The following is a 14,782-nucleotide window of genomic DNA, read 5'->3' as shown; positions in this document are numbered from 1 at the left end:
TGGCAGATTGTCGCCCCGGGACCAACCAAAGCCTGCGCTGCAATTGGTAAGAAAATTCTGCGGGTACTTATAGCAGCCCCTGCAAACGCCTGGCGGCCTCTTCTCCGGCAAACCATTCCACCAGGAAATCGAGCAGTGCGCGCAGCTGGCGGGACTGATGCTGGCGCGAAGTATAGATGGCAAAAATCCCCAGGCTGTCGAGCTGAAACTCCGGCAGCAGCGCAACCAGCCTGCCGCTCTCCAGCAGTGCCCCCACGCTGTGCAGCGGCTGCATAGAAATGCCCGCCCCGGCCAGCGTGGCGCTCAGCAGTATCAGCGAGTCATTGGCGCTGATACTGCCGCTGACCGCGACCGTGTCGTGCTCCTCCCCCCGACTGAAGTTCCACAGGCTTTTGCCAAAGTGAGAATAGGTCAGGCAGTTGTGGTGCACCAGCTGCTCAGGGTGCTGCGGTGTGCCCTCCCGGGCCAGATAAGCTGGGGTGGCGCAAATCACCGACTCGCAGGCGCTAAGCGGGCGGGCAATCAGGTTAGGCTCCAGCTGGCCGGTAATACGCAGCGCCAGATCGATACGCTCCTCCACCAGATTCACCAGCTGGTTGCTGGAGTGAAGATCGATGCGAATGCGCGGATAACGCTGCTGAAAGGCGGTTATCGCCGCGGCCAGCACGCTGTTGCCCAGCGATAGCGAACAGGAAATCCGCAGCAGCCCGGCGAGCGCTTCCCCTTCAGGCTGGTTGCTCTGTTCTATTTCACCTGCCAGCTGTAGCAGCTGCCGACATCGCACCAGCGCGTGCTCGCCGGCCGGAGTCAGGCTCAGCCGACGGGTGCTGCGGTGCAACAGTCGCGCGCCGGACCACGTTTCCATTTCGCTCAGATAACGGGTGATCATCGCCCGCGACATGCCGAGTACATCCGCCGCTGCCGTCAGGCTGCCGCGCTGAACAATGGTGATAAATACATTTGCCGCCGTGAGTCTGTCCATCATATGCCCGTTTTATGCAACAATCTGTTGCCTGATAGTCGGTTTATTCCGCGGGATATGCAATCTACACTGGTTATTTTCCGGTTAAGGTCATTCCAAATGAAAACTCGTTTCGCCCTGCTGCTGGCTTTTGCCGCCAGCCCGTCACTGTATGCTGCCCAATCGCTCAATCTTGACATCTACAATCCGGGAGAAAACAGCATTTTTGCCGTTTCATCGGAGATCATCACCGGCCCGACCGAAGCCGTATTGATCGATGCTCAGTTCCAGCGCAACGATGCCGAAGAGCTGGTGAAGCGCATCAAAGCCAGCGGTAAGCGCCTGACCACCATCTTTATCAGCCAGTCGGACCCGGACTATTATTTCGGTCTGGACACCCTGCACCGCGCCTTCCCCGACGCGAAAATCGTCGCCACCGCACCGACCGTTGAGCTGATCAAGCAGACTAAAGACGGCAAGCTGGCCTTCTGGGGTCCGAAGATGGCCGACAACGCGCCGCAGTCGCTGATTGTGCCCGAGGTGATTCAGGGCGACAGCTTTAAGGTTGATGGCGAGACGGTAGAGATTAAAGGCCTCAAGGGGCCGCAGCCGCACGACAGCTATCTGTGGGTTCCGGCGCTAAAAACCGTGCTGGGTGGCGTAGTGGTGTCCGGCAATAATATTCACGTCTGGCTGGCGGATGCGCAGAGCAAAGCAGAACGCTCGGCTTGGCAGCAGAAGCTGGAAGATATCAAGGCGCTGAAGCCGACCCACGTGATACCGGGGCACTTCCTGCCTGGGGCTGAACAGAATCTAACCTCAGTGAATTTCACCCTGCGCTATCTGCAAACGGCTGAAGCGGAGCTGGCAAAAACCAAAGACTCGCAGGCATTTATCAAAGCGATGAAGCAGCACTATCCGCAGCTGAAAGATGAGTCTTCACTGGAACTGAGTGCGAAGGTGCTGAAAGGCGAAATGAAGTGGCCGCAGTAGTCGGCTAAGTGCACAAATTATCGCCTGGCCATCGCGCCAGCCGGACGTAAAAAAGCCCCGTCATGACGGGGCTTTTTTCAATCTGTCCGCAGCCGCGCAGGCCGCTGCGAACCGTCAGTCATTACTGACCTTTAACTTCTTTCAGACCGTTGAATGGTGCACGGTTGCCCAGCGCTTCTTCAATACGCAGCAGCTGGTTGTACTTAGCAACACGGTCAGAACGGCTCATAGAACCGGTTTTGATCTGGCCCGCTGCAGTACCTACCGCCAGGTCAGCGATGGTTGCATCTTCGGTTTCGCCTGAACGGTGAGAGATAACCGCAGTGTAGCCAGCATCTTTCGCCATTTTGATCGCAGCCAGAGTTTCGGTCAGAGAACCGATCTGGTTGAATTTGATCAGGATGGAGTTAGCGATGCCTTTCTCGATGCCTTCTTTCAGGATCTTGGTGTTGGTTACGAACAGATCGTCACCAACCAGCTGGATTTTGTCGCCCAGCACTTTGGTCTGGTATGCGAAACCAGCCCAGTCAGATTCGTCCAGACCGTCTTCGATAGAAACGATTGGGTACTGTTTGGTCAGATCTTCCAGGAAGTGAGTGAACTCTTCAGAAGTGAAGGCTTTGTTGCCTTCGCCAGCCAGTACGTATTTACCGTCTTTGTAGAACTCAGACGCTGCACAGTCCATCGCCAGGGTAACATCTTTACCCAGCTCGTAACCTGCTGCTTTAACCGCTTCAGCGATAACAGCCAGTGCTTCTGCGTTAGAACCCAGGTTAGGCGCGTAGCCACCTTCATCACCCACAGCGGTGTTCAGGCCTTTCGCTTTCAGTACTTTAGCCAGGTTGTGGAAAACTTCAGAACCGATACGGATCGCTTCTTTGATAGTTTTCGCGCCAACAGGCTGAATCATGAATTCCTGGATGTCGACGTTGTTGTCGGCGTGCTCACCACCATTGATGATGTTCATCATTGGCAGTGGCATAGAGAATTTGCCCGGGGTGCCGTTCAGTTCAGCAATGTGCTCGTACAGTGGCTGACCTTTAGAGGCAGCTGCGGCTTTAGCAGCAGCCAGAGAAACAGCCAGGATGGCGTTAGCACCAAACTTGGATTTGTTCTCGGTACCGTCCAGATCGATCATAATCTTGTCGATGTTTGCCTGGTCTTTTGCATCTTTACCGGTTACCGCTTCAGCGATAGGACCGTTAACGGCTGCAACAGCTTTAGTTACGCCTTTACCCAGGAAACGAGATTTGTCACCGTCACGCAGTTCCAGGGCTTCACGGGAACCGGTAGAAGCGCCTGATGGAGCTGCTGCCAGACCAACGAAACCGCCTTCCAGATGCACTTCGGCTTCAACGGTCGGGTTTCCACGGGAGTCGATGATTTCGCGACCGATGACTTTAACGATTTTGGACATTAGTTTTTCCTCAGTACAAGTTAGCTTAAACTTAGACACACCACCTGAAACCCTGCGGCATCAGGTGGTTATGAAAATACTTATTTTGCCAAACGCTTTTGGTACTCGCTGGCGGCTTTTACAAAGCCACTGAACAGCGGGTGTCCGTCACGAGGTGTTGAGGTGAATTCCGGATGGAACTGACACGCAACAAACCATGGGTGGTTAGGGATTTCAATAATCTCAACCAGCTGGTCATCCCCGGAGCGGCCTGCAACACGTAATCCCGCTGCTTCAATCTGCTTCAATAGCATATTGTTGACTTCATAACGATGACGGTGACGCTCAACGATGGTGTCGCTGCCGTACAGCTTGCGCACCAGGCTGTCGTCGGTCAGCTGACACTGCTGGCTGCCCAGGCGCATGGTGCCGCCCAGATCGCTCTGCTCGGTACGCTGCTCAACGTTGCCTTCTTCATCACGCCATTCGGTGATCAGCGCAACAACCGGATACTTACAGTCAGGTACGAACTCGGTAGAGTTAGCGCCTTCCATATGGGCTACGTTACGAGCGAACTCCATCAGCGCAACCTGCATACCCAGGCAGATACCCAGGTAAGGGATGTTGTTTTCGCGAGCGTACTGCGCGGTCATCAGTTTGCCTTCCACACCGCGATAGCCGAAGCCACCAGGGATAAGAATAGCATCCAGACCTTTCAGCACTTCCACACCGCGTGTTTCAACATCTTGCGAATCGATCAGTTTGATGTTGACGGTGACTCGGTTTTTCAGGCCGCCGTGCTTCAGCGCTTCGATTACGGATTTGTAAGCGTCAGGCAGTTCGACATATTTGCCGACCATACCGATGTTCACTTCGCCACCCGGATTGGCTTCTTCGTAAATCACCTGCTCCCACTCGGCCAGGTTGGCTTCCGGTGCGTTCAGGTTGAAGCGTTTACAGATGTAATCATCCAGGCCCTGAGACTTCAGCATGCCTGGGATTTTGTAGATTGAATCAACATCTTTCAGTGAGATAACCGCTTTTTCCGGAACATTACAGAACAGGGCGATTTTCGCACGTTCGTTAGCCGGTACGGCGCGATCTGAACGGCAGATCAGCACATCAGGCTGAATACCGATAGACAGCAGTTCTTTCACTGAATGCTGAGTAGGTTTGGTTTTCACCTCACCCGCTGCCGCCATATACGGCACCAGAGTCAGGTGCATATACATGGTGTGTTCACGGCCGACGTCTACCGCCATCTGGCGGATCGCTTCGAGGAACGGCAGGGATTCGATGTCGCCCACAGTACCGCCAATTTCCACCAGCACGACATCGTGGCCTTCGCCACCTTCAATGATGCGTTCTTTAATGGCATTGGTGATATGCGGGATAACCTGAATGGTCGCACCCAGATAGTCGCCGCGACGCTCTTTGCGCAGGACTTCAGAGTAAATACGGCCAGTCGTGAAATTGTTACGACGGCTCATCTTGGTACGGATGAAGCGCTCGTAGTGACCGAGATCCAGATCGGTTTCCGCGCCGTCATCAGTGACGAACACTTCGCCGTGCTGAGTTGGGCTCATGGTACCTGGGTCCACGTTGATGTACGGGTCCAGCTTCATGATGGTCACGTTAAGACCACGCGCTTCGAGGATGGCGGCCAGGGAGGCTGCGGCAATGCCTTTACCCAGAGAGGAAACGACCCCGCCGGTCACAAAAATATAGTTCGTTGTCATGCTGAACCTGAGAATGTAGGTTTAAAGACGATGGAATGAATAACCAGGACGGGAAAATAGTATACCCGAAACCCCTCTTGCCGACAATTAATCGTTTCCATGTTGTGACTATTCCACCGCTTTTATCACTCTGAGACTACCTGATTTCTTAATTCAGGATGTTGATGTGCGTCACATTTTTGTTGAATCGTGTCAGCCAATTATTCCTTGAATTTGACCTGTTGCCACGCGGCTTCCATCTGTTCCAGCGTCGCCTGCTGCATTTCCAGGCCCTGTTCGGCGATAATTTGCTCAACCTGACGGAATCGACGCTCAAACTTGACATTGGCCTTTTGCAGCGCGGTTTCCGCCTTTTTGCCCAGATGACGCGACAAATTCACCGTTGCAAACAGCAGGTCGCCGATCTCCTCTTCCAGCTTGTCCTGGTCGACAACCGCCTGTTGAGCCTCGTGCATCACTTCATCAATCTCTTCGTACACTTTACCCAGCACCGGTCCCAACGTGTCCCAGTCAAAGCCAACGCTGTTGCAGCGTTTCTGAATTTTATGCGCACGCATCAGCGCGGGCAGCGCATGTGGGATATCGTCCAGCACCGAGTGCTGTGCTTTTTCCGCGCGCTCATCGCTTTTGATTTTTTCCCAGTTCACCAGCACTTCGGCGCTGTCGGCCACTGTCGCACCGGCAAAGATATGCGGATGGCGGCGTTCCAGCTTGTCGCTGATGGCGTTGCAGATATCGTCGAAGTTGAAACGCCCTTCTTCCTGCGCCATCTGGGCGTAAAACACCACCTGGAACAGCAGGTCGCCAAGTTCACCGCGCAGGTCGTCGAAGTCGGCGCGATCGATGGCGTCGATAACTTCATAGGTTTCTTCCAGGGTATAGGGGGCGATGGTGGCATAGGTTTGCTGGCGATCCCACGGGCAGCCGTGTTCCGGATCGCGCAGGGTTTTCATGATGCCCAGCAGGCGATCGAGAGCGTTCATAGTGGTGAGTCCTTGTTGTAGGAATAATCAATGGAATGAGGATAACCGTTATTGAGCTTTCGAGATGCTTCCGGTCTCGTGCTCGGGCGACCGTTATGGGGCAGAACGCCGAGCCGCCGTTAACACGTCCGTGTGGGCTTGGCTGCGGCCTCCCTGCCGCAGACACTCGGCTTTTCTGCCCCATAACGTTCACCTTCATATCATCGTGTTGCGGCGATATAAAAACGAAATTGGTGAACAATTTTGGGATTGTAGCAAAAAGCTGAGCGATATTGATGTCATAACCCGGGGCCAATCTTATCAGCCCCGCAAAATTCAGCTTGCAAGTAACAACGCAGGAAAAATCAACAAAGTGGTGCTAATTGGCAATTACGGGATTCTGGCAAAAAGAGTGGGATAATATTGATTTCATTACTTTTGCGAAGATCTAACTTATTCGGCCTGTACGTTCACCATACGGATGAGCGTGTGGCGATAATCTTCCGATCGCGCTCGCTGTAAAGAACTCATACTGCTTTCAGGAACACAGGTTTCTTCTTCCAGCTTTGGTTCTGGTCGCAATCGCAGAGCAATTCCAGCTCCAGCTCCAGCATCATACGGGGCATCGATATAGCGACAACACTCAACCAGCCAACCAGCCAACCAGCCAACCAGCCAACCAGCCAACCAGCAATAGGTTCACTGCAACAACATACTTTCCAGGAGACACAAGACCAACAGAGAGAATTCGGTTTAACTCACAGCAACACAAAAGTCGTTAAGCAATCGGTGCAGGCGGGCTTCGCGGACCGTCGGGCGCATGGACGCGCCCGTCGAGCCTATAGGGACATATTCACGGCGAGTCCGCGAAGCCCGCCTGCACCGATAGGCCAACCGCAGATCATGCAGCGACGATCAAACACGCAGCCACGCCCCCGCCCCATCCAGGAATACATCACAGGTTATCAGCCAACCACACCTGCACCGATAGGCCAACCACCGATCGCGCCGCGACGATCAACACCCCGCCGCCACGCAACCAGCAGCCATCACCAACTATCAGTGCAAACGCTTCGCATCAATAATATCCGGCACCTGATTCAACCGCGCCAGCACCCGGCTCAGCACCTGCTGATTGTAAATCTCAATATCCATATCAATCGTTGCCAGCTGCTTACGAGTATCGCTGTGGCTGGACACGCCCAGCACGTTAACCTTCTCGTTGGCCAGAATCGTGGTGATATCACGCAGCAAACCGCTGCGATCGTTGGCCGTCACCCGCACCACCAGCGAATAACCGCTGGAATAGGTTTCCCCCCACACCGCATCCACAATACGCTCCGGCGCATGCGACATCAGATCGGCCAACTGATCGCAGTCGGCGCGGTGAATGGAAATACCGCGGCCCTGAGTAATAAATCCGGTAATGTCATCGCCCGGGATCGGCTGGCAGCAGCGGGCAATATGGTGCATCAGATTGCCAACCCCCTCGACAACCACCCTGCCGCTCTCTTTACTGCGCGGCACGCTGTTCGAGGTTTTCTGCGTCAGCTGGCGCAGCGCTTCGCGATCTTCTTCTTCCGCACTCGGCTTATTCAGCTTCGACTGCAGATAGTTGCTCATCTGATTGAGGCGCACATCGCCACCGCCAATAGCCGCCAGCAGTTCATCGAGCGTGTTGAAGTTGTAGCGCGGCAGCAGCAGTTTCTCTGCATCCTTCAGATTGATATCCAGGTGATCCAGTTCGTTATCCAGGATCTGCCGACCGGCAATAATATTCTTGTCACGATCCTGCTTGCGGAACCAGGCATGGATCTTCGAACGCCCGCGGCTGGTCGTCACGTAGCCCAGATTTGGGTTCAACCAGTCGCGGCTCGGATTCGGCTGCTTCTGGGTGATGATATCGATCTGATCGCCCATCTGCAGCTGATAGGTGAACGGCACAATGCGGCCACCGATTTTGGCACCGATGCAGCGGTGGCCGATATCGCTGTGAATATGGTAAGCGAAGTCCAGCGGCGTGGAACCGGCGGGCAGATCCACCACATCGCCTTTCGGGGTAAATACATATACCCGATCGTCGAACACCTGGCTGCGCACTTCGTCGAGCATTTCGCCAGAATCGGCCATCTCTTCCTGCCAGGTAATCAGCTTACGCAGCCAGGCAATACGCTCTTCATGGCCGGACGCACCCCGCACGCTGCCGCCCGTTCCGCCCTCTTTATACTTCCAGTGCGCCGCCACGCCCAGCTCGGCATCTTCATGCATCTGACGGGTACGAATTTGAATTTCAACGGTTTTGCCTTTCGGCCCCAGCACCACGGTATGGATCGACTGATAGCCGTTCGGTTTTGGGTTAGCGACATAGTCATCAAATTCGCTGGGAAGATGGCGATACAAGGTATGTACAATCCCCAGCGCGCCGTAGCAGTCCTGCAGGCGTTCGGCTACGATGCGCACCGCACGTACGTCGAACAGCTCATCGAAGGCCAGCGATTTTTTCTGCATCTTACGCCAGATGCTGTAGATGTGTTTCGGGCGACCATACACCTCGGCCTTAACGCCCTCTTTGACGATTTCATCACGCAGCGACTGTACGAACGTATCAATATAATCTTCGCGATCGATACGGCGTTCATGCAGCAGTTTAGCAATACGTTTGTATTCATCAGGGTGCAGATAGCGAAAACAGAAATCTTCCAGTTCCCACTTCAGCTGGCCAATCCCCAGCCGGTTAGCCAGCGGAGCATAGATATTGGTACACTCTTTCGCCGCCAGTACGCGCTCATCTTCCGGCGCATCCTTGACCTCACGCAGGTGTGCAATACGTTCGGCCAGCTTAATCACTACGCAGCGGAAGTCTTCCACCATCGCCAGCAGCATACGGCGAACGTTATCGACCTGTTCAGAGGCCATGGAATCGTTATGGGTGGCTTTCAGCTGGCGAATCGCATCCATATCGCGCACGCCGTGGACCAGCGAGACGATAGGCTTGCCGAAGTGCTCTTCCAGCACCTCTTCAGTGACGACATTCGCATCGGCCAGCGGGAACAGCAGCGCCGCGCGCAGTGTCTCATTGTCCATGCTGAGCATGGAGAGAATTTCCACCATTTCAACACCACGCCACAGCAGCAGCGCGGCATCGGGGTGTCCTTTGGTCGCGGTTTCACAATAGCGCCAGGTATCGGCCAGTCGTTCACATGACTGCTGGTTGGAGATCCCCAGACTGGTGATCCATTGGTCGAGGGCAAACTCGCCAGCCGTATTCAAATGTGCACTTCTTACCGCAACCATATCCTCTCCTGGCATAGCCCCGTTCAGGGCTTATTTTCGGCTAAACAGCACCATGGATTCCAGATGCCCGGTATGTGGAAACATATCGAGCATTGTCACCCGCTCCAATTGGTAGCCGGACTTCAGGAGTACCTGACTGTCCCTGGCAAGTGTTGTCGGGTTACAGGAAACATAGACCACGAGTTCCGGCGCAAGTTTAACAATATGCTCCATCACTCCGGCCGCTCCGGCACGTGCCGGGTCCAGTAACACCTTATTGAATCCTTCGCCAGCCCAGGGCTGACTTGTCACGTCTTCTTCAAGGTTATGCTGGTAAAACGCGACATTGTTCAGATTATTTAATGCTGCATTATACGCAGCCTTTGCCACTAATGCTGCAACACCCTCCACACCCACGACATTTTCAGCCAAATTTCCCATAGGCAGGGTAAAATTGCCCATTCCGCAGAACAGATCCAGCACCCGATCGTGCGGTTGCAGGTCCAGCCACGCCAGCGCACGGGCCACCATCTGCTGATTAACCTCATCGTTAACCTGGATAAAATCTCGCGGGCTGAAGGTCAAACCTAACGAACCGGAATGGATAACCGGCATTTCCCCGTTAAGCTGCTCCAGAGTGTCACTATCCGGCGCAAGAAACAGCGACAGTTGATGTTTATGCGAAAACTGTTCCAGTTTTTGACGATCCGCAGCGCTTAGTGCATCAAGATGACGCAAAACCAGCAGCGGACCGTTATCTGCCAGCACCAGTTCAACGTGGCCAAGTCGCCTGACGGCCTGTAGCCCGCTTAACAATAGATGAAGCGGCTGAATTAACGCATTAAGTTCGGGCTTCAAAATGGGGCACTGGGTGATACTGACCAAATCACTGGAGGCCTGCTCGCGAAACCCCATCTGTAGAGTTTGCGTTTTTACCTGATAATTCAGGCTCAGACGCGCGCGCCGCCGATAGCCCCATGCCTGGCCGGAAATAATATCATCCACCGCGACCGGTGAACCGCTCTCCTTTGAAAGCATATGTGCCAGCGCGCTGGCTTTACTTTGCTGCTGTAGCTCAACCGGCACATGCTGCTGCTGGCAGCCGCCGCAGCGACTATAATGCGGACAGCGGGGCTGAACACGCTGTGGACTAGCCGCCAGAATTCGCTTGACCGAACCCCGTGAGTACTGGCGCTTATCTTCACTGATTTCAACTTCAACCTGTTCACCAGGCAGTGCTCCCTGCACAAAAAGCGCTTTGCCATTATGGCGTGCCACGCCCTGACCAAATGCATCAAGATCGTTAACGACAACTGTTATTTTTTGGCGGGTCGTCACGCGCCGTTTTGCAGAGTAGAATTGCGCCATTATTTCATTGCTTCTCAAACGTAGTGCCGAAAAAAATCGGCGTAGCCTACCCTGGCGAGTGATGGAATTCGACCTGTACAGGATAAAATGTCGCAGGAAAGTGGAGCAAGCCGTTTCTCACAGGGAATACTATGACCAAATACAGCCTGCGGGCGCGAATGATGATTCTGATCCTGGCACCAACGCTGATGATCGGACTGCTGCTCTCAACTTTTTTTGTGGTCAACCGCTATAACGAATTACAGAGCCAGCTTACCGACGCCGGGATCAACATCATTGAGCCACTGGCGGTTTCCAGTGAGTATGGCATGACCTTCCGAAGCCGCGAGTCGGTTCGCCAGCTGGTCAGCCTGCTCCATCGGCGTCACTCGGATATCGTTCGGGCAATTTCCGTCTTTGACGATCACAACAGGCTGTTTGTGACGTCGAACTATCTGCAAAATCCCGATCTGCTGCGTATGCCAGACAATACGCCTCTCACTGCCCGCTATTTGAAGGAACGTCACGGTAACTCGGTGATCCTGCGAACGCCGATCCTGTCGGAAAGTTACTACCCGGACGAGTCACCAGGCTGGGATGCCAAACCAACCGGTAACCCGCTGGGCTACGTTGCGATTGAACTCGATCTGCAATCCGTCCGGCTACAGCAGTATAAAGAGGTGTTTATCTCCACTCTGCTGGTGCTGCTCTGCCTGTGCATTGCCATGCTGTTTGCCTATCGCCTGATGCGGGATGTGACGGGGCCCATTCGCAATATGGTCAGTACCGTAGACCGTATTCGCCGCGGCCAGCTCGACAGCCGAATGGAAGGCTACATGCTCGGCGAGCTGGACGTACTGAAAAACGGCATTAACTCGATGGCCATGTCGCTGACGGCCTATCACGAAGAGATGCAGCAGAATATCGATCAGGCCACCTCCGACCTGCGTGAAACGCTTGAGCAGATGGAAATTCAAAACGTTGAACTGGATCTGGCAAAAAAACGGGCGCAGGAAGCGGCGCGAATTAAATCTGAATTCCTTGCCAATATGTCCCACGAACTGCGTACGCCGCTTAACGGGGTGATCGGTTTTACCCGCCAGACGCTGAAAACAACGCTTAACTCAACCCAACGCGACTATCTGAATACCATCGAGCGGTCGGCCAATAACTTGCTGAGCATCATTAACGACGTGCTGGACTTCTCTAAGCTGGAGGCCGGCAAACTGGTTCTGGAAACCATTCCGTTCCCGCTGCGCGCCACGCTGGATGAAGTCGTGGTACTGCTGGCGCAGTCGGCGCATGAGAAAGGGCTGGAGCTGACGCTGAATATTCAGAGCGACGTGCCGGATAACGCCATCGGCGATCCGCTGCGTATGCAGCAGATTATTGTGAACCTGCTCGGTAATGCGATTAAATTTACCGAGCGCGGTAATATCGATATCCGCGTGGAGAAGCGCGCACTAAGCAACAATCGCATGGAACTGGAAGTGCAAATCCATGATACCGGCATCGGTATTTCTGAAAAGCAGCAGTCGCAGCTGTTCCAGGCCTTCCGCCAGGCGGATGCCAGCATTTCCCGCCGCCACGGGGGCACAGGTCTGGGGCTGGTCATTACGCAAAAGCTGGTGAATGAAATGGGCGGAGAGATTTCCTTCCACAGCCGCCTGAATCACGGCTCCACCTTCTGGTTCCACGTTAATCTGGCGCTGAACCCGAATGCCGCCAGCGATCCCCACATGCTCGACTGCCTTACAGGCCAGCACCTGGCCTATGTTGAATCCAATACCGCCGCGGCTCAGGCGATGCTGGATATGCTGAGCGCCACGCCGATGAAAGTCAGTTACAGCCCGTCGCTCGCCGGTTTGCAGGAAACGCACTACGATGTACTGCTGCTCGGGTTGCCGATTGATGTACATAACACCCAGGAAATTACCGGAGAACAGCTGTCGCCGATGCTACAGCGTGCCAATAGCCTGATCCTTGCGCTGCCTTTCCAGATGCAAATCTATGCTGAACAGCTAAAAGCACGTGGCGTAACCGCCTGTCTGATTAAGCCCCTTTCCATGGCCCGCCTGTTGCCGATCCTGGTGGATCACCACACGCGCGATATTCCCCCTCAGTCCGGCAGCTCACGCCTGTCGATCCGCGTCATGGCCGTAGATGATAATCCGGCTAATCTGAAGCTAATCGGCGCGCTGCTGGAGGAGCTGGTTGAACATATTGTCCTGTGCGACAGTGGAGAATCGGCTATTCAACAGGCAAGGCAGCAGAATCTGGACATTATTCTGATGGATATTCAGATGCCGGATATCGACGGTATCCGTGCGAGTGAAGTCATACGCGAACTCCCCCAGCATCACAACACGCCGATTGTCGCCGTTACGGCACACGCACTGGAAGGCGAACGCGAAAAGCTGGCTAAAGCCGGCATGAATGACTACCTGGCCAAACCGATTGATGAGCAAAAACTGAGTCATCTGCTGGCGCGTTATCTGCCTGCCAGGAAAGAAACCCTGCTTCTGCCGCAGAGTGGCCCTATATCACTGGACTGGGCTCTGGCGTTACGCCAGGCTGCGAATAAGCCCGATCTGGCACGCGATCTGCTGCAAATGCTGGTCGATTTCCTGCCGGAGGTCCGTACGCTGGTGGAACAGTTTATGGAAACCAATAACCCGGCGGGTCTGCGTGACATCATTCATAAACTGCACGGCAGCGCCAGCTACAGCGGCGTGCCGCATATGAAAAAGCTTTGCCAGGAACTGGAGCAGAGTTTAATGAAACATGAGGATATCGCCGCCATTGAGCCTGAATTGCTCGAGCTGCTGGATGAGATGGATAACGTGGCGCAGCTGGCCAGAGAACAGTTAAAAACATCCTGAACCTGAGCCCGCTAAGCGCAGCGGGCTCAGAAGACACACCGATCAGTTGTCGGTAATTATCCGTCCGGCCAGCAGCGTTGCCGCGACATTGCGTGCGGTCAAACGCACGTTTTCTGCCGCTTCCTGTAACGCTTCTTCAAGGCTGCAAATTCTATAGATCACACTGAATACGGCATCAAGGCCGTGCTGGTGTACGACGCCAACATCACTCGTCAGACTGCCGGCAATAGCAATCACCGGCTTATTGTAACGTTTGGCAATGCGCGCCACGCCGACCGGCACCTTGCCATGAATAGTTTGACTATCAATGCGCCCTTCACCGGTGATCACCAGCGTGGCATCCCGCACCAGCTCATCCAGCCCGAGGGCATCGGTAACAATTTCAATGCCCGGGCGCAGCGTGGCCTGGCAAAAAGCATACAGCCCCGCCCCCATGCCGCCCGCAGCACCGCCGCCGGGAACGTTAAGTACATCCACCGCCAGATCGCGCTGGATTATCGCGGCGAAATGCGCCAGCGCTGCATCCAACTGGCGGACCTGCTGCGGAGTTGCGCCCTTTTGCGGACCAAATACCGCCGAAGCCCCCTGCTCACCCGTCAACGGGTTAGTCACATCACAGGCAACTTCTATACGGCAGCGGGCAATACGCGGGTCTAACCCGCTGACATCAATATTAGCCAGCTGGGCCAGTGCCGCACCGCCGGGGCCAATTTCCTCGCCCTGATGATTCAGCAATTTTACGCCAAGTGCCTGTACCATGCCGGCACCACCGTCGTTGGTCGCGCTGCCGCCAATACCGATAATCACATGCTCAATACCGCTGTCCAGAGCATGGCGGATCAGCTCACCGGTTCCCCAGCTGGTAGCATGCAGGACATCACGACTGGCGGGTGGAACCTGTTCCAGCCCACTTGCCGCCGCCATTTCAATAATTGCGCAGCACCCGTCACCGGAAAGGCCGTAGAAAGCATCAACGGGATTGCCCAGCGGACCGGTAACGCGGAGCGGGATGATTTTCCCTCCCGTTGCGGCAACCATCGCTTCCACCGTCCCTTCACCGCCATCGGCAACCGGCAGTTTGACATAGTGAGCATGGGGAAATATTTCGCGAAAACCTTTTTCAATCTGCGAGGCAACATCCAATGCAGAGAGGCTTTCTTTGTAAGAATCTGGGGCGATAACAATTTTCACAGGCTATCCCATCAGCGGATGAAAGCAGGGCGACCCGG

General features: G+C 54.7%; 9 protein-coding genes. 2 read left to right on the top strand and 7 right to left on the bottom strand.

All coding sequences use genetic code 11. The annotated features are described in order from the left end of the window. Positions 1-67: 67 nt before the first annotated feature. The gene (locus OMR58_RS05280) at positions 68-982 is read right to left on the bottom strand and encodes a LysR family transcriptional regulator (protein ID WP_105594000.1); all 915 of its coding nucleotides are present in this window, start codon (positions 980-982) and stop codon (positions 68-70) included. Positions 983-1,081: 99 nt separating this feature from the next. Here OMR58_RS05280 and OMR58_RS05275 point away from each other — a divergent pair, with 99 nt between their 5' ends. Beyond that, a complete protein-coding gene (locus tag OMR58_RS05275; RefSeq protein ID WP_200563375.1) occupies positions 1,082-1,954 on the top strand; it encodes an MBL fold metallo-hydrolase in 873 nt (290 codons plus the stop codon). A gap of 121 nt (positions 1,955-2,075) precedes the next feature. Here the strand turns inward: OMR58_RS05275 and eno are convergent, their stop codons facing one another. The 5 genes from eno to rlmD form a co-directional block, all read right to left on the bottom strand. Beyond that, positions 2,076-3,371 (bottom strand): phosphopyruvate hydratase, encoded by a 1,296-nt coding sequence (eno, locus tag OMR58_RS05270; protein WP_105593931.1) that lies wholly within the window; start codon positions 3,369-3,371, stop codon positions 2,076-2,078. 80 nt (positions 3,372-3,451) lie between these two features. Next, positions 3,452-5,089 (bottom strand): glutamine hydrolyzing CTP synthase, encoded by a 1,638-nt coding sequence (pyrG, locus tag OMR58_RS05265; RefSeq protein WP_105593930.1) that lies wholly within the window; start codon positions 5,087-5,089, stop codon positions 3,452-3,454. A 200-nt stretch (positions 5,090-5,289) separates the two neighbouring features. Further along, complete coding sequence (mazG, locus tag OMR58_RS05260) at positions 5,290-6,072, bottom strand: nucleoside triphosphate pyrophosphohydrolase (RefSeq protein WP_200547039.1); 783 nt, start codon at positions 6,070-6,072, stop codon at positions 5,290-5,292. A gap of 1,038 nt (positions 6,073-7,110) precedes the next feature. Next, on the bottom strand, positions 7,111-9,345 hold the full coding sequence (relA, locus tag OMR58_RS05255; protein WP_200547040.1) for a GTP diphosphokinase: 2,235 nt from the start codon (positions 9,343-9,345) through the stop codon (positions 7,111-7,113). Positions 9,346-9,375: 30 nt separating this feature from the next. Further along, positions 9,376-10,692 (bottom strand): 23S rRNA (uracil(1939)-C(5))-methyltransferase RlmD, encoded by a 1,317-nt coding sequence (gene rlmD, locus OMR58_RS05250; RefSeq protein ID WP_105593927.1) that lies wholly within the window; start codon positions 10,690-10,692, stop codon positions 9,376-9,378. Between the two features lie 131 nt (positions 10,693-10,823). Here rlmD and barA point away from each other — a divergent pair, with 131 nt between their 5' ends. Beyond that, a complete protein-coding gene (gene barA / locus OMR58_RS05245; RefSeq protein WP_264545400.1) occupies positions 10,824-13,553 on the top strand; it encodes a two-component sensor histidine kinase BarA in 2,730 nt (909 codons plus the stop codon). 42 nt (positions 13,554-13,595) lie between these two features. Here the strand turns inward: barA and OMR58_RS05240 are convergent, their stop codons facing one another. After that, positions 13,596-14,744 carry a glycerate kinase gene (locus OMR58_RS05240; RefSeq protein ID WP_200563365.1) on the bottom strand — a complete coding sequence of 383 codons (1,149 nt, stop codon included), beginning with the start codon at positions 14,742-14,744 and terminating at the stop codon, positions 13,596-13,598. Between the last annotated feature and the right edge of the window lie 38 nt (positions 14,745-14,782).

Source organism: Erwinia sp. INIA01 (assembly GCF_025947915.1).
In the GTDB taxonomy this organism is placed as follows: domain Bacteria; phylum Pseudomonadota; class Gammaproteobacteria; order Enterobacterales; family Enterobacteriaceae; genus Erwinia; species Erwinia coffeiphila.
Note: the sequence above shows the minus strand (reverse complement) of the source record. Positions and strands in the feature narration are given on the sequence as shown.